Genomic DNA, 16,084 nt, shown 5'->3' with positions numbered 1-16,084 from the left:
TTTATTTATAAATTACTCGTTGGTGTCCATCCACTGGAAGTGGAATGAACCTTCTTTGTCCACACGTTGGAATGTATGTGCACCGAAGTAGTCACGCTGCGCCTGCAGCAGGTTTGCTGGCAAACGCTCTGTGCGGTAGCTGTCGTAGTAGGACAATGCGCTGGAGAAGCCAGGCACCGGAATGCCTTGTTTTACCGCAGCGGCCACCACTTCACGCCATGCATCCTGATAGGATTCCACAATATTTTGGAAGTATGGATCGAGCAGCAGGTTTTTAAGAGCTGCGTCTTTGTCGTAAGCTTCCTTGATGTTCTGCAGGAACTGCGAACGGATGATACAGCCACCGCGGAAGATCATCGCGATGCTGCCGTATTTGAGATCCCAGCCGTATTCGTCAGATGCGGCACGCATCTGTGCGAAACCCTGCGCGTAGGATACGATCTTACTTGCGAACAGCGCTTTGCGCACGTTCTCGATGAACTCTTTTTTGTCACCGGAGAATGATTCTGCCTTAGGTCCGTTCAGGATTTTACTTGCTGCGATCCGCTCGTCTTTCATGGCAGACAAGAAACGGGAGAATACAGATTCGGTAATCATGGACAAAGGTACGCCGAGATCCAGCGCGCTTTGGCTTGTCCATTTGCCTGTTCCTTTTTGTCCAGCTGCATCCAGAATGACATCCACCATCGGTTTGCCTGTTTCCGGATCGTATTTGGAGAAGATGTCCGCTGTGATCTCGATCAGATAGCTGTCAAGTTCCCCCTGGTTCCACTCTGTGAAGATTTCATGCAGTTCCTCTACCGATACGTTCAGTACCGATTTCAGCAGGTGATATGCTTCGCCAATCAGCTGCATGTCACCATACTCAATACCGTTATGCACCATTTTCACGTAGTGTCCCGCACCGTCAGGTCCGATATACGTGCTGCACGCATCATCGCCTACTTTAGCGGAGATTGCTGTTAGAATCGGCTCTACCAGCTCATACGCACTTTGCTGACCGCCAGGCATAATCGCAGGACCTTTCAGAGCACCTTCTTCACCGCCGGATACACCCGCACCGATGAAGCGGAAACCTTTGGCTTCCAGGTCTTTGCTGCGGCGCTGTGTATCAGGGAAATACGCATTACCGCCATCGATAATGATATCTCCTTGATCCAGGTGAGGGAGCAGCTGCTCAATGGTTGCATCCGTAGCTTTACCCGCCTGCACCATAATCAAAATTTTGCGCGGAGATTCCAAGGAAGCTACAAATTCTTCAATAGAGAATGTACCAATCAGGTTTTTACCATCTGCTTCTTTCAGAAGATCATGCGTTTTCTCCGGTGAACGGTTGAATACCGATACCGAGAAACCTTTGCTTTCAATATTAAAAGCCAGGTTTTTCCCCATTACTGCAAGTCCAATAACACCGATCTGTTGTTTACTCATTATGTCCTCCCGATACTCCATGAATTTATATATCTATTTCGTTAAAGCTTTTTCAATCGTATGGCTGTTATTGTACTGTTTTTTTCCAGTCCGCTGCAAATTTCTCCATCCCTTGATCAGTCAGCGGGTGTTTGGAAATTTGTTCAATAACAGAGAATGGTACCGTAGCAATATGTGCTCCAGCCATCGCTACACGTGTAACGTGATCCGGATGTCTCACGGATGCAGCAATGATCTGAGCATCCAGATGATGTGTACGGAACAATTCAGCCACTTTGGATACCAGCTGCACGCCATCTTCGGAGATGTCGTCCAGACGTCCCAGGAACGGAGATACATATGTTGCGCCTGCGCGAGCAGCAAGCAGTGCCTGATTCACAGTGAAAATCAGTGTAACGTTTGTTTTCACACCTTTTTTGGTCAAATAACGGCAAGCTTCCAGACCTGCAAGCGTCATTGGCAGTTTAATCGTGATGTTTTTGTCGTTGTTGTTGATTTTGATCAATTCGTTTGCTTGTGCAATCATTTCTTCAGCCGTCAGCGCATCTGGCGTTACTTCAGCGGAAACGGACTCCACGTCAGGAACAAGTTTCAGAATTTCTTCGATGCGGTCTTCAAATTTCACGCCTTCTTTGGCTACCAATGAAGGGTTAGTCGTTACACCGGACAATACACCGATTTTATATGCTTTTTGAATGTCTTCTACGTTAGCTGTATCAATAAAAAATTTCATAACTGAATTACCTCCGATTATTTTGGTTTTGTCTTTTTTTGAATTAGATGCTGCCGTTAACTGCCATCGGAACATCGCTGTCTTCCTGAGAAATCAGCTCAGATGGCTCATCAAACCACCAGTGGTGGCCATCCGCCTCCAACATGGCATCCGATTCCGCCGGACCATAACTTCCGGCAGCATACAAGTGAAGCGGAAGCAGATTTTCGTTAAATGCATCCAGAATTGGCTGCACCCAAGCCCAGGATAACTCAACTTCACCCCAATGTGCAAAGAATGTGGGATCACCGTGGAGCGCATCGCGAATCAAGTTCTCGTACGCTTCTGCCAGATCTCCCTGATTTGGAGCAAGATCAATATGAACTGGCTTGAATTCACCTTTGTTCTCAGGATCACTCGCATTCAGCTGCAGCGTCATGCTTTGATCCGGACTCATCTCGATCACGAGCAGATTCGGCTTCGAACCATTGTTCTTGATCAGATGGCCTTGACCCGAAGGTTCTTTGAACTCAATCACAATTCGTGTTGATTTCTCCTTCATTCTTTTACCCGTACGGATGTAAAACGGAACACCGCGCCAGAAGAAATCATCAATTTGCAGCTTGGCAGCGATAAATGTGTCATTCATGGTGTTCTCGGCTACCCCAGGTTCCTCTGTATAAGCATGTACCGGTTTACCTTGGATGCTGCCTGCAGCATACTGTCCACGAATGATGCTTGCGCCAACGGTTTGCTTCTCCAATGGCTGAATGGACTCCATAATATGTTTTTTCTTCTGTCCCACATTTTCGGAAGTACTGTTATACGGGAGCTGAATAGCCATCATCATCAGCATCTGCAGCATATGATTCTGGAACATGTCACGCACAGCGCCAACATGATCATAATAGGATGCACGTTCTTCTACGCCCACAGTCTCATTGGCTGTAATCTGCACATTGGAGATGTAACGATTGTTCCACAGGGCCTTCATAATTGGGTTGCTTTGATGAAGTGTCTCCAGTTTCTGCACCATCGGTTTGCCCAAATAGTGGTCGATCCGATAAATCTCTTCCTCGGTGAACGATTCACTGAGCTTGCGGTTGAGATCACGAGCGGACTGCAGGTCATGACCAAACGGCTTCTCAATAACGAGACGTTTCCAACCTTGCGTGGAACCCAGCCCGCTTGCTTGAATATTTTCTGCGATCGGTTCGAAAAATTCAGGACCCACCGACAGATAGAACAAGCGATTGGACGGAATACCAAGCTCAGCCTCTCTTTGTTCAACCAAATGCAGTAACTTTATATAATCTTCCTTATGACTGATATTCAATACACTGTATCGAAAAGCTTTCACAAATGATTTGACCGAATCATGATCTCCCTGGCGTCTGGAAAACTCATGCAAGGATTTTTCCACTTGAGCCTGGAAAAATTCATCCGACCACTCTCTGCGGCCCATGCCGATTAGGGAGAAGGTTTCAGGAAGCTTTTGCTCAAGATATAAATTATATAGGGCAGGATATATTTTTCTTTTGGCTAAATCGCCAGTAGCTCCAAATAAAACGATTGTAGTTGGTTCCATCTTACCGTGCTCCTTCCAAGTAACTCTGGTTTCTTTACTGTAGTTACACTATAATACGTTTTATAGCTATACAAGTAATTAATATATTTCACAGGAGCTATAGACGATATCTATGACAACAAATTACGAACTATATAAAGTCTTTTACTGGGCCGCCAAAACAGGCAGTCTGACCCAAGCCGCCAAAGCCCTCTACATCACGCAGCCAAGTGTCAGTCATGCGATTAAACAGTTGGAAGACAGCTTTGGACTCACCTTGTTTTATCGCAACTCCAAGGGTGTATCGTTGACTCAGGAGGGTGCCAGCCTGTATTCCTATATTGAACAGTCCCAAATTTTGATTTCCCTTGCGGAAGAAAAAATGGCCGCGCTGAAAAATTTGGACAATGGAGAACTCCGGATCGGCGGCAGTGACTCCCTGTTCAAACACTACATGTTATCGTATATAGAGGAGTTTCATATTCAGTATCCTAATATCAAGCTGCATCTGAGCCATGGAACCACGCCAGAAGTCATTACGTTTCTGAAGGAAGGCAAGATCGATCTCGGGGTTGTCCGCATGCCCATTGTGGATCCACAATTGGAAGTGAGAGAGAGCATTCAGCTAAAAGATTGTTTTGTTGCTGGCGAACGATATGCTCAATTGAAAGGCAAAGTGCTCACCCTTGAAATGCTGCTCGAACATGAACTTATTCTGTTCTCCCGGAACAGCCGGGTGCGGATGGCTATAACCGAACTGTTTAACAGCTATAATTACACATTAAAACCAGAGATTGAGGTCGGCAGTGTTGACCTTCTGATCGAATTCGCCCGCCGCGGCCTGGGCATCTCGTATGTTACACGTGAATTCATCTCCAAAGAGCTGGAGGAAGGTTCTCTCTTCGAGATCCAGCTGGATGTTCCGCTCCCTCCTTCTCATGTAGGCATTATGACGAAACGAAACATGCCGATCTCTTCTGCGGCCAATCGTTTTATGGACTTGATTTTCAAAGGGTAAGTGGATAATCTAATCGATGGAATTATAAAAATGCATCATAAACAGCCCCAAGGTCCAATCAGGACCTTTGAGGCTGTTATTCTTTGTTCTTTATTCTTTTGAAGAAAGACAACCCAAATCTATCGTAATACGATGGACGGTATGCCGGCTTTAATGACTGACCAGATACGAAGCATCCAGAATCAATGCGACTTTACCGTTACCCAGAATGGTCGCACCAGAGAGATGATTCATTGCGCCGAGATACGCGCCCAGCGATTTGATCACTACTTCCTGGTTCCCGATGATCTCATCCACGGCGTAGGCCGCAATTTTGTCGACGGAACGAATAATGACGAGTGGAATCGTTTTGGAATGACGATCCGAACGTGGATACTGCAGCTTGTCGCACAACCGGTAAAAAGGTACAATCCGCCCATGATTAAGAATGGACTGCTGTCCCTGCATCATCTGAATATCCGACGGTTTAATACGTACAATCTCGGCCACGTTATACATTGGCAGAATCAGCACCCTTCCAGATACGTTCACCAGAAGACCCTTGATTATGGCCAGAGTAAGCGGTAAACGAATCGTAAACGTTGTGCCGACACCTACCTCCGTATCAATATCGATAATGCCATTCAGCCTTCCGATCTGGCTGCGCACAATGTCCATACCGACACCTCGGCCCGATACATCACTAACTGTCGAAGCTGTCGAAAACCCGGGCTCAAAGATCAGATGAACCGCTTCCTGGGCATTCAAACGCGCGGCCTGCTCTTCCGTTATTATGCCTTTTTTCAATGCAGAAGCTTTAATCTTTTCTCCATCAATGCCCTTACCATCATCCGAGAAACGAATAACAACATGGTTCTCTTCATGGTACGAAGTCAGCTTGATCCGTCCTTTGGCGGGTTTATGATGAGCTGCTCGAACTTCTGCACTCTCAATGCCATGATCCGCGCTGTTTCGAATCAGATGGATCAAGGGATCGCTGAGTTCTTCGATAATCATGCGGTCCAGCTCCGTTTCGCCGCCTTTGATCACGAGTTCAATATCTTTGCCAAGCTTCTGCGACAAATCCCGCACCAGCCTCGGAAATCTGTTCAGCAGCTGCTCAATAGGCAGCATCCGTGTTTTCATCACTCCGTCCTGCAGCTCCTTGATCACGCTGCCCATATGATCGGACACGCTGCCAATACGCTGCAGCACAGGAGATGCTTCCTTGCGGACGCCGGTACTGCTCAAATCCGCAAGTGAAGTTTGATCGATAAGCAGTTCACCAACGAGATTCATCAGATGGTCCAGACGTTCAACACTTACACGTACGGTCGGCTGGGATGACTTCATTTTTTCATCATGGGGCAGGGCGGGAGATTCGGGTTTTTCTACGGCAGCTCCCAATTCGGATTCTGCCCGTTGAGCAGTTACAGCGATCTCCTCCGCTGCCGGTATATACGGGCTGATGTCCATGCTTCGAATGTCCGAATCCCCGGATAACGCCATCTCCATCTGATGCTGATTCAGAGAAGAGGCTGTAATCATCACAAACTGGCTGTAATACGCCTCTTCTCGTTCTTCTTCCCCCTGTTCCTGAATCGAGGAGGCTATTACCCTTCCACAGGTATCTTCCACCCGTTTGCGCAGTATATGATATCTCGCCGCTTTCATCAAACAGTCTGAGCTTAATACAATTCGAATAGCGAAAATCTGTTGGTCCGATTCCAGTTCTTTGTTAATCTGTTCGAATGCTGCAGGCTGCAGTGCGGGCGGTTTAAGCTGCCCAATGGAAACAGGCTGATGAATCAAATCTTGTATCTCTCTTACTACCGCACGAACATCGGAATATGCTTCTCCCTTCACATACTGGTCTCTAAGAGCTTTCATCGCATCCAACGAGCGGAACAGCGTATCAATCAATCGGGCATTTATTTCCGGTTTCTTGGACCGTACCCACTCCAGGGCATATTCAACCTCGTGTGTAAGATCACTTAATTCACGAAAATCCATCGTGGAGGCTGAGCCCTTAATGGTATGAGCTGCCCGAAATAAGGTCTGCACCAGTTCTACCGAAGGTGAAAGTTCAAGTGCAAGCAGTGACTGATCCATCCGTTCCAATTGATCGTTCAGTTCTTCAATAAATATGTCGCGATAGGCAGACAAATCCATCATTGGTGTATTCCCTCCTAACCGCCCAATATTTCATCCAGCTTCAAAATCCCAACCAGATTGTCTCCCTGTTGACCAATGCCGTGAAAAAACGATTCAATGTGACGTCCGTGACCACCAGCAGGCGGATGTATATCAGAATAAGTTGTAACTTTACTGACTCGATCTACAATCAAACCAATATACTCTTCCTGATAGCGCACTACAATGATTCGGGTCGCCCGAGTGTCCCGTTCATCCGGCATACCCAGCAGGCTGCGCAGGCTCATCACACAAACGACCTTACCGCGCAGATTCATAACCCCTTTAATTTCAGGCCTGCTGAAAGGAATATCCGTAATGCTCTGCATTTTTATAATTTCATGAATTTCTTCGATACGAATGGCACAGGTCTCTGCCCCGACCGACAGTTCGATATATTGTTCTACCTGAAGTGAAGACATCGTTTCACCCTCAATTCGTTATAATTACTGGGTTTTGAAAGCCGCGGCAGATCGAGACAACTCTTCGGCAAGATGAGCCAGCGATTGGCAGGTTGCCGCCGTTTCTTCTGATGCCGCTGCCGACTCCTCACTGGATGCCGAGATGGATTCAACCGAACTCATGACCTCGGCCGCTTGAGCTGCCTCTTCCTCACACGCAGCTGCAATCTCATTCACTTTCTGCGAAGAATTGTTGACCATCTCAACGATCTGATCAAAGGCCTGCCCCGTTTTGGACGATTGGGCCACACTATCCGAAACCGCTTGTACGCTTTGTCGCGTATTTTCCTGCATCACTTTGATGATCGTTGTGATTTCTTTCGTCGCTTCACCGCTGCGCTCAGCGAGTTTGCGAACTTCGTCAGCTACAACCGCAAAACCTCTTCCCTGCTCTCCGGCACGCGCTGCCTCAATCGCTGCATTCAGTGCAAGCAGATTGGTCTGTTCAGCAATGTCGTCAATAACTTCAATGATGTCGCCAATTTTGCGGGAATCCTCTTCAAGCTTTGCCATTTTCGTATTCACAGCCTGCATGCCTTCAAGAGAGGTCTGGACAACATGACCTCCTTCTCGGGCAGTCTTCACGGTATCATTCGACAGCTCGGCGGCTTCCTCAGCACTTGCAGCTACAGAGTTAATGGCCAGAGACAATTCCTTGAACAACTCCGAGATGTTGGAAGCCTCACTCGATTGACTTGTACTTGTGCTTGCAATTTCCTGAGTACTTGCTGAGATCTGTTCCGACGATGCTGCGACGCTCTGTGAATTCAACACAATGGTATTGATTAATTCTCGCAAATTATCCACCATGCGGTTCATTGCAAAGGCCAGTTGACCCACTTCGTCTTTGGAAGAAATATCAGATTTCAGCGTGAGATTTCCGTTAGAAACTTCGGAAGCCAGACCGAGCATAGCCATAAGAGGTCTGGAAATGGAGCGAGAAATTACGAATCCGATAATAATACTGAAAACAACGGACCCGATGACTATAATCATGGTGACAGTGAATGCGTTGGAGTATGCTTCTTTAGACTTCGTGTTGTTCTGTTCCGCCAGTTTCACGTTCAAATCCACCAGACTCCCTAACGTTGCCAGCGCTTCATCACCAGGAGGTTTGAGTGTTGCTTTCAAAAAAGTCAAAAATGTTTGATCATTATTGCCTTGCGCAAGTTTCATACCTTCGTCAAACACCTGCATATAATTTGAATACTGCTTATCAAATTTGCTAAGAATTTCTGATTCTTCGGGGGTGGTGGCTAGAGGACGATAGCCTTGGATTTGATTGTCAATCATTTCTCTAAGGGAATTAATATTTTGAACAATTCGAGTCTGTTCTGCAGCATCTTTTTCATAGTTGAGATCACGTATATTAACCCGCATTCTCTGGTAATTCGACTGCGCTGCGCCTAGTTCTCTTACTGACATCAAATTGTTGTTGTACATTTCCTTACTCCGTTCATTGGTACTTCTAAGAGTAGTGATAGAGTACACTCCAAGAATCGCAAGAATCATAGATACAACCATGAAAGCCGAGATAATCTTTGTTGCTGTTTTCAAGTTGCCAAACCACTTCATTTGATCTCCCCCTAAGTTCTTTGTCCAGTTATGTAAAAAAAGTGTGCTAATCCATTCTATGGATCGCTCTCTAGACAACATACGATGTATTTCGACATAAATATTATAAAACTGAATAGAGAATTTTTATTTTTGTAAAATTTCATTTTTATGTATTTTAATTATCATTATATAGACTCTTGTTTAAAATGTTAAATACACTAATAAATCAAAAATTCATAATACAAATTTCATTTTCGCGAAATACATTTCCTTTTTATTACGATCCTTTCTTACATGATTATCCGGGCGTAACATATGCTTTTTTTGAAGTAGACCTATATTGTTGTCCGTAGTTCTTCCGACTAACGTCCATTACAATTAGGCTAATATTTTTACATCTATCCCACTCACCCTCCCATATCATGACCTAAGTCTAATAAAAACTTCTAATATTTGATTCAATTGTCCTACAAAAAAAGCAATCAAACCCATGATTAGTGAGCTTGATTGCTATGATTGTTGTGCGAAATAATCCAAAAAACTTCATTTTTTCATGTTCTCATCAGTTTAACCTATCTAATCATTATTAAGTTTCTTCGAGCTGCTCCAGCTCTCTCAGGCAGTCTTTTATTCGCTGTGGAATAAGTGTAAAAAGCTTGTCCCATGTCATGAACATCTCTGGTCTGAGCAAGTACTCTTCAAACTGCATCGAGGGTACAAACGCTTTCGTTTGCAGGTATTTCATAACACGGGCATCAATCTGTTCACTCGTTTGAAAATAGGGCTGGAACATCTCATTCACAAGCAGACCGTCACAACCCGCCTGAGCCCCGGCTGCACTATACAGATTTGGCAGCAGTTCAAACACAACGGGCAGCGGTGAAAAAGCATGTTTACCTGGCTGTGAATACAGGCACACATGGCGATCTACCAGATTAACTCTATCCCTCAGCAGCCCTCTTAATACCTTCCCGTGAAAACTCGCTTCACAGTCGACAACCTCTCCATCATGCCCTACATACACCCATACATGCTCCATCTCATAGAGATGGCCAATCTCGTAGTCCCACCAAATGGCATACTCAATAACATATCGAACCGCTTCGGGAGGAAATTGAATCTCTCTTCGAAACGAAGGAGACGGTCCAGAATGCTCAAGCACAGACACGCCAACTAAATCAGGATAAAAAGGTTCGTTCTTATCAAACATGATAACCGGTGCATAACTCATCGCTGTTTCCAGCCATTCATTTTCAGCTGCAGTCATAGGTGATATCCTCCATATTCACTGTTGATACTCCTATAGTAACAGAGGGAGGGTGAATGAAGTCAACGACTGCCGCTCAAAAACCTGCAGACTGGTAGATTCCAGCTGCAGGTCGTAAAACTTCGTTTCATCAAGATGAAATGATTCGACTCAGGACTACGACTTAGGATTTCGGTTTAGGAGTTGATGTGGAAGTTGATGTCGGTGATGACTTGGAAGCTTCACCGGAGATGTCAGAAACGCCTGCTCCACACCCGATATTCGGACCCAGAATCGCATCATTTTGAATGGAAGCTGCCGCTTTAGCATAAGCTTCTTCATCCAGACAGTATGCGCGGTGGGCCACTTCCGGTGGTGTCGCGGCAAGAAAATCTGCCCCGAATACAATGTCAGGTGTCGGTTGATCAAAAATCGTCAGCACGTATACACCATCCGTCTCCGCCACAAACCAGTGAAACCAGCCTTTGGGAAAAACAACAACCTGACCAGGCTTCAGACGATACGTAATTCGTTCACGTGTGAATGGATTGAACACTGAAGCGGTAATCTCTCCGCTGATGACGACAACCATCTCCGTGACATTAGGGTGCCAATGCGGCTGCACAATAATGCCTTTGCTCAAGTATACATTGAAGAAACCATTTTCAATTGTGGGCAATTGCTCTCCAAATAACTGAGTCACATAGTTGTTTGGGTCTCTCCGGTAATTGACCACAGCGTTAGAATCTGCGGCCAGCGGAACGTTCGGGGATTTCAGAATCGGATTAATCATCAGTTCTATTCTCCTCCTTGGGCAAACATCTCGTTGTTGTACTGTATGCTGGGAAATCATGAGATAATACTGCATTCAAGCTCTGGCATATAGCTGAGCCAAACTGTGCGTGCTGAGGATGAGAAGAATGTGGTCTGTGCTGGCGTCGAATTGGAAGTTTGTGAGGCTTAGATGATATAATTCTGATAACGAATTGGGCTTCATTTTTTTCCAGATACTCTTTATAAGTTGAGAGGAGTTTATTATGTTTCCATCTATCGGGGATATATACTGCAGCTTTAATGAGCAAATGCAGCAATATACGGCCTGTCAGATCACTGCTTTAAAAGAAACAGAAGATAAAAAACCACGTCAACTAGCCGCGATTCTGCAATTGAACTGGTCTGGAGATCAACTCCCAACGGAATCCGAGCTTGACGTGATGAAACCGTTGATCTGCAATTTCTATTTTTGGAATGGTACCCTAGAACATAACTATGTAAAAGCGGAGATTCCCGTATCCTATACTTTAGTCGGCAGCCGACCTCCCCTGATTACCGAAGAATCACGAAGTTACAGTTCGGGTTGGCCTACTGGAGAAAGCCTGTATCGTCAGCGGCAATGGGAGCTCATCGATGAAAGCCGCAGAACTCTTTTTAAGCAGGCAGCTAATGACCACAGTGACATCACCGCCCGCGGGATTAACATGCGGCGTAACACCAGCACGATTCGTAACTTCATTCCAACTTCGGCTGACGATGTAGCTGAACTTGAGGCACTTCCGTGTCTGACTCATATCGAGATGAATGGGTACCACGAAGCGATCATTCCTTTTCTAGAAGAGAATCCCTTCATTTATGAACTTCATGTACAGAACCACGGGCAGCGTATACTGAATTTCAGTCAAACGCAGTTGACCCGGCTTGTTGTGGATGCTAGCGGAATGGAGAAAATTATACTAAATGACAAGATGGATTTTCTAAGTCTTACCGGAGAAATCAGTCCAGGTTTTCTTATTGATACTGCTGCAGATGGACAGCGGCTGACCTTAAGCATAGCTGAAACTCTGCCTCAAATTAGCGGTCTGTCGCGTCTTCGTGCCCTTCAATTGCGTAAGATCGAGGAGCTTGATATTGAATCTGTCGTTCATGCATATCCTGAACTATCCGAATTACGCTTGTCGGGTAAACCCGGCACGGTATCCGGTATTCATTCCATTCAGCATCTAACATCATTGCAAATGTTCAGCACGAATGACCTATTTGGTTTTAATGGAGATCAATTTCCAAGTCCCGAGCAGCTTCCTGAATTACATACGCTTTGGATGAGCAGTCTCCCGGCAGAAGCAGCCAAGTCGATCAAAACCAGATATAAAAAAGCTGCTGAAACTCGAATCGATCTGGATATAAGTCAGCCTCGTAAACCGGAATGGCTCGCTGAGAATCTAAACAATCCATTTCGGGATTGGGACGGAAGGGAACAGATCAAGGCAGTACATACCAAAAAAGCCGCGCAGTTGTATAAACAATCTCTGAAGCGTATTCGTGAATTGAGCCAGCGAACCGTTCAAGCAGAAATACTCTCTGAGCAGCTCATTTCTTTCACCCAAGAGTATACACAGGCGTTTAATCAAATGGATGCCAAATCGGAATGGATTGGGACGATTGAGCGTGAAAAAATTGCTGCTGCACTTGCGGGCTTAATTGATCAACTAGAGGAACAGTTGGAAACAAACCAGTCAGGTTCCTTCAAGATTAATTGCGAACAGTTATACGAAGTCTTTGATCGGATTAGAGATTTTTAGAGCAAAAGTTGGATTTTGCAAAAAACTTCATAGCCTTTCTTTTTGTTATTCTTATGAAAAAAGAAGACCACAGCCTATCCTTATTCAACGGGAGGAAGCTGTGGTTTTTCTTATATTTATTCTATTAATTTACGAAGCCTCAACCGTTGTTCCACAGTACTCGCAATCCGTAAACTGTTTCCGATACACCTTTACCTTCGCCCCACACCCTGGACAAGTAAGTGAAACCTTCTTTGGCGCTTCTTCTGCCCTCTCTTCAACCTTTTCTTCATCGTCTTTGTCATACTTGTCACTGTTTATATTTATCTCTGTGTAGCTATATGACTGGTTATTTGTATAATGCACCGTATTACTATTGTAACTTGAGTAACCATTTCCAATTTCTTGGGGTCGATAAGCATTTTCTGCTGCCGGGTCTGAATCACTCTCATAGTCCCCGCCATAAAATTGTTTTTGAGCAGCCTTTTTTCTTTGGAGTAATTTAATCGCTGAAAATATAAAAATAAATTCAAATACGGAGAGTTCAATGAAGATAAAAGGTTCACTTATAATTTAGAACACGTTGTACGCACTCAAATAATCTAACACATGCCTTCACTCTTAAGCTTCTAGGAAGTCAGTGAAACTACGAGATTCTCATCGTTGTTCCGCAATAATCACAATCCGCAGCCAAATTCGGATAGACCTTCACTTTGGCTCCACAGCCTGAACAGCTCACGGATACGGGTTGATCATATTCGTCCTCTTCATACTCGTCTTCGTAATACTCTTCGTCACGATCGTAATGCTCGTAGTAGCGATCTTCTTCTCGATGATTTTTCGGCTTTGCACACATTTTAATTCCAGTAACGAGCACAACAACACCAGGGATAAAAAATGCAATTGTGCTTATAATCGCTACATCTGTCCCTTCCGACAACAGCAGCAAAGAGAATAGAATGGTTATACAAGAGATGATAATCAATATGATCCCAAAAAATCGTTTCACTATTTTTCCTCCTACATGCTTCATTATGATTTGCTGTTAAGAATCTGTTGATTTCTTTCTTCTAAATGGGACTTCAAACGGATTATTTGCTTGGTTAAACGTTCCTTATTTACTGATTCTCCTGCCGAGTACATAGATGCGAGTTCGTCGTTCAACAGCTCAATATCGAGAAGGATCTGACGATCCGTATACTGCATGGAAGCCGGAGTTACCGGATCGCTGTATTTTACCAGCTCGATGATGGATTTCACTGAATCTCTGTCCTTGTCCAGATGAGATTCAGAATGATTCTCCATCGTAAACAGCAGCTGCTTCAAAGCTTTGTCAATGGAATTCAAGTCTGCAGCACTTGATTGTTGAATCGCCTCATGCTGACTTGTTGACCGAATGAAGATCAACAATACGGCGCAACCAATGAAAGCAAGAGCAGCAGTTACTACATGCAGGAGAACAAACCAGCGCAGCCCTTGATCCGCGAAACCTACAAAAAGTGTATAACAAATAACACAACACAAATAAATTACCAATACAATAAATACAGCTGCATAACCTGGAACAAATCGTTTAAAGCGCTCCATATTTTTCATCACATAACGCACATAAATCCATAATGCCGTGACTGCAGCATAAGTCGCCACCAGATTGATCCTGAAAGATATGGTTTGGAACGCATCCATAAATATCGTAAAAGAAATCACAGAGATCAGGACCAGACATACGAGATAAATCGCATCCAAAATGAGAAGATTGCTCCGTTTTACCATCACTAGGCCTGCCCTCCTTTCTGCAGATTGTTTCCACAATCCAGACAGAATTTCTGACCGGGCTTTACTTCATGCTGACATTGACTGCACCTTAAAGATAGACCTGTACCACAGTTACCACAGAATTTGGTCTGAGGTCTGTTCAGATGATGACATTGGGGACACGAGATTGGCATCGGTTCACGGCATTGTGTACATTCCTTCGCATCCTCTGCATTATCGGCCCCACATGCGGGGCATGCATGATACTTGTCACCACAATTCGGGCAGAACCGGGTCCCCTTCTGCATCGGTTGTCCGCAGTTATTACAGTCCGTTGTCATGGATTTATCAGCCAAAGACTTGCCGCAATTACTGCAAAAGGAACTCTGCTCCTGATTCGGATGATGACAATGGCCGCATAAACGTACGGAAGGCGTCTCCGCTGTAGCCATCACTTTGGACATCTGTGACATCTCGCTGCTGAACGAACCTCCGAGACCAACGCCCATCCCCATGCCAAGCCCCGCGCCCATGATATCGGACTGCATGCTTCCTTCATTTTTGGCTGCACCTTCAAGGGTATCGAATGAACGTTCCTGTTGATAGGTATATCCAATGATATCCATTTCTGCTTTACGGGCAAGCGCTTCTCGTAACCGGATGACGGAAGGATCTTCTTCTGGCAAATTGACATTATGTATATAGAGATTGATCAGTTCAATTCCAAACTCTTCAAACGTGGAAGCGACGCTGTCTGCAAAATGCCGTGATATTTCAGAAATATACGCATTAATTTCTAACACACTTACTTTTTGATGGATCAGATACGAAGACAGCATCGAATTAATATTCATAATAATTAATCCACGGAAGTAGTTGATCATATTTTGTTGGTTAAACTCCGGCAGTGTGCCTACCAGTTTGACCAAAAATTTTCTGGAGTCTACAATTTTTATCCCCATCTGCCCAAAGGTTCTTACTGGCACGATAATATTATATTTGGGGTCTTGAATTTGAATTGGATTCGCCGTTCCCCATTTGACGTCCAAGGCGCTGACCTGATTGACATACCATACTTCTGCTGCAAAAGGAGACTTTCCACCGAATGGAAGGTTAACGAGTCGATTTAGAATCGGTATATTAGCGGTGCTTAACGTATGTCTTCCGGGCCCAAACAAATCAAGGGCTCTTCCATCTTTAAAAAGGATGGCCTGTTGAGATTGATTTACAATTAACTGCGTCCATGTTCCTAATTCACTCTCGGGGTGTTTCCAGGCAAACACATCAGGAGAGCCTTCATACTTGATTACATCAATAACAGCCATCGTTCTATTCCCCACTTCAGATTAAAATCAATCGTTCTATCGTTCCAAATCTATTCATTCTTAACACTGTAAAATGCCATGCTGTGCTATTTTTCGCTATTTATCTCTTTTTTTCATGTTTAAGCATTGCTATTTTACCATTTCTAACCTTCTTTCGCACTAGTATAGTTCATATTTCGTGAGATATTTTTCCTAATTAAGCAGCACGATCGGAAAATACGAAAACCCTCTTTTACCACAACGATGTGTGATGAAAGAGGGTTTTGGATGAGAGAGTAATCAACC

At 44.6% G+C, this 16,084-nt stretch carries 13 protein-coding genes; 2 read left to right on the top strand and 11 right to left on the bottom strand.

The genetic code is table 11. From position 1 onward, the window contains the following. Positions 1-12: 12 nt before the first annotated feature. From gndA to zwf, 3 genes are all read right to left on the bottom strand, one after another. On the bottom strand, positions 13-1,431 hold the full coding sequence (gndA, locus tag ABXS70_RS08820; protein ID WP_342551541.1) for an NADP-dependent phosphogluconate dehydrogenase: 1,419 nt from the start codon (positions 1,429-1,431) through the stop codon (positions 13-15). Between the two features lie 67 nt (positions 1,432-1,498). Then, positions 1,499-2,164 carry a fructose-6-phosphate aldolase gene (gene fsa, locus ABXS70_RS08815; RefSeq protein WP_342551542.1) on the bottom strand — a complete coding sequence of 222 codons (666 nt, stop codon included), beginning with the start codon at positions 2,162-2,164 and terminating at the stop codon, positions 1,499-1,501. A gap of 43 nt (positions 2,165-2,207) precedes the next feature. Then, positions 2,208-3,731 (bottom strand): glucose-6-phosphate dehydrogenase, encoded by a 1,524-nt coding sequence (gene zwf, locus ABXS70_RS08810; protein ID WP_342551543.1) that lies wholly within the window; start codon positions 3,729-3,731, stop codon positions 2,208-2,210. A gap of 112 nt (positions 3,732-3,843) precedes the next feature. Here zwf and ABXS70_RS08805 point away from each other — a divergent pair, with 112 nt between their 5' ends. Then, positions 3,844-4,728 (top strand): LysR family transcriptional regulator, encoded by an 885-nt coding sequence (locus tag ABXS70_RS08805; protein WP_342551544.1) that lies wholly within the window; start codon positions 3,844-3,846, stop codon positions 4,726-4,728. Between the two features lie 150 nt (positions 4,729-4,878). On the opposite strand, the gene ABXS70_RS08800 is transcribed toward ABXS70_RS08805, so the two are convergent. From ABXS70_RS08800 to ABXS70_RS08780, 5 genes are all read right to left on the bottom strand, one after another. Continuing rightward, positions 4,879-6,882 carry a chemotaxis protein CheA gene (locus ABXS70_RS08800; protein WP_366295321.1) on the bottom strand — a complete coding sequence of 668 codons (2,004 nt, stop codon included), beginning with the start codon at positions 6,880-6,882 and terminating at the stop codon, positions 4,879-4,881. Positions 6,883-6,896: 14 nt separating this feature from the next. Next, positions 6,897-7,322, bottom strand: a complete 426-nt coding sequence (locus tag ABXS70_RS08795; RefSeq protein ID WP_366295319.1) for a chemotaxis protein CheW — start codon at positions 7,320-7,322, stop codon at positions 6,897-6,899. Between the two features lie 24 nt (positions 7,323-7,346). Continuing rightward, positions 7,347-8,936: a methyl-accepting chemotaxis protein gene (locus tag ABXS70_RS08790; RefSeq protein ID WP_366295317.1), complete on the bottom strand. Its 1,590-nt coding sequence runs from the start codon at positions 8,934-8,936 to the stop codon at positions 7,347-7,349. A 568-nt stretch (positions 8,937-9,504) separates the two neighbouring features. After that, complete coding sequence (locus ABXS70_RS08785; RefSeq protein ID WP_366295315.1) at positions 9,505-10,185, bottom strand: hypothetical protein; 681 nt, start codon at positions 10,183-10,185, stop codon at positions 9,505-9,507. 163 nt (positions 10,186-10,348) lie between these two features. Beyond that, positions 10,349-10,957 (bottom strand): cupin domain-containing protein, encoded by a 609-nt coding sequence (locus ABXS70_RS08780; protein WP_366295313.1) that lies wholly within the window; start codon positions 10,955-10,957, stop codon positions 10,349-10,351. A gap of 244 nt (positions 10,958-11,201) precedes the next feature. Between ABXS70_RS08780 and ABXS70_RS08775 the strand changes: the two genes are divergently transcribed. Then, complete coding sequence (locus tag ABXS70_RS08775) at positions 11,202-12,740, top strand: hypothetical protein (protein ID WP_366295311.1); 1,539 nt, start codon at positions 11,202-11,204, stop codon at positions 12,738-12,740. A 625-nt stretch (positions 12,741-13,365) separates the two neighbouring features. Here the strand turns inward: ABXS70_RS08775 and ABXS70_RS08770 are convergent. The 3 genes from ABXS70_RS08770 to ABXS70_RS08760 are packed head-to-tail and all read right to left on the bottom strand — an operon-like array spanning position 13,366 to position 15,799. After that, positions 13,366-13,728 carry a hypothetical protein gene (locus ABXS70_RS08770; protein ID WP_342551575.1) on the bottom strand — a complete coding sequence of 121 codons (363 nt, stop codon included), beginning with the start codon at positions 13,726-13,728 and terminating at the stop codon, positions 13,366-13,368. 23 nt (positions 13,729-13,751) lie between these two features. After that, on the bottom strand, positions 13,752-14,495 hold the full coding sequence (locus tag ABXS70_RS08765; RefSeq protein WP_366295309.1) for a hypothetical protein: 744 nt from the start codon (positions 14,493-14,495) through the stop codon (positions 13,752-13,754). Then, positions 14,495-15,799, bottom strand: coding sequence for an SPFH domain-containing protein (locus ABXS70_RS08760; RefSeq protein WP_366295307.1), 1,305 nt, complete (start codon positions 15,797-15,799; stop codon positions 14,495-14,497). The genes ABXS70_RS08765 and ABXS70_RS08760 overlap by 1 nt, the downstream gene beginning before the upstream one ends. Positions 15,800-16,084: the final 285 nt, after the last annotated feature.

This window comes from Paenibacillus sp. AN1007 (assembly GCF_040702995.1).
Classification (GTDB): Bacteria; Bacillota; Bacilli; order Paenibacillales; family Paenibacillaceae; genus Paenibacillus.
This window is presented reverse-complemented; position numbering and strand designations above follow the sequence as displayed.

Coding starts and splice junctions, on each gene's coding strand:
- gndA (WP_342551541.1), bottom strand. CDS start 1,431: ATGAGTAAACAACAGATCGGTGTTATTGGACTTGCAGTAATGGGGAAA.
- fsa (WP_342551542.1), bottom strand. CDS start 2,164: ATGAAATTTTTTATTGATACAGCTAACGTAGAAGACATTCAAAAAGCA.
- zwf (WP_342551543.1), bottom strand. CDS start 3,731: ATGGAACCAACTACAATCGTTTTATTTGGAGCTACTGGCGATTTAGCC.
- ABXS70_RS08805 (WP_342551544.1), top strand. CDS start 3,844: ATGACAACAAATTACGAACTATATAAAGTCTTTTACTGGGCCGCCAAA.
- ABXS70_RS08800 (WP_366295321.1), bottom strand. CDS start 6,882: ATGATGGATTTGTCTGCCTATCGCGACATATTTATTGAAGAACTGAAC.
- ABXS70_RS08795 (WP_366295319.1), bottom strand. CDS start 7,322: ATGTCTTCACTTCAGGTAGAACAATATATCGAACTGTCGGTCGGGGCA.
- ABXS70_RS08790 (WP_366295317.1), bottom strand. CDS start 8,936: ATGAAGTGGTTTGGCAACTTGAAAACAGCAACAAAGATTATCTCGGCT.
- ABXS70_RS08785 (WP_366295315.1), bottom strand. CDS start 10,185: ATGACTGCAGCTGAAAATGAATGGCTGGAAACAGCGATGAGTTATGCA.
- ABXS70_RS08780 (WP_366295313.1), bottom strand. CDS start 10,957: ATGATTAATCCGATTCTGAAATCCCCGAACGTTCCGCTGGCCGCAGAT.
- ABXS70_RS08775 (WP_366295311.1), top strand. CDS start 11,202: ATGTTTCCATCTATCGGGGATATATACTGCAGCTTTAATGAGCAAATG.
- ABXS70_RS08760 (WP_366295307.1), bottom strand. CDS start 15,799: ATGGCTGTTATTGATGTAATCAAGTATGAAGGCTCTCCTGATGTGTTT.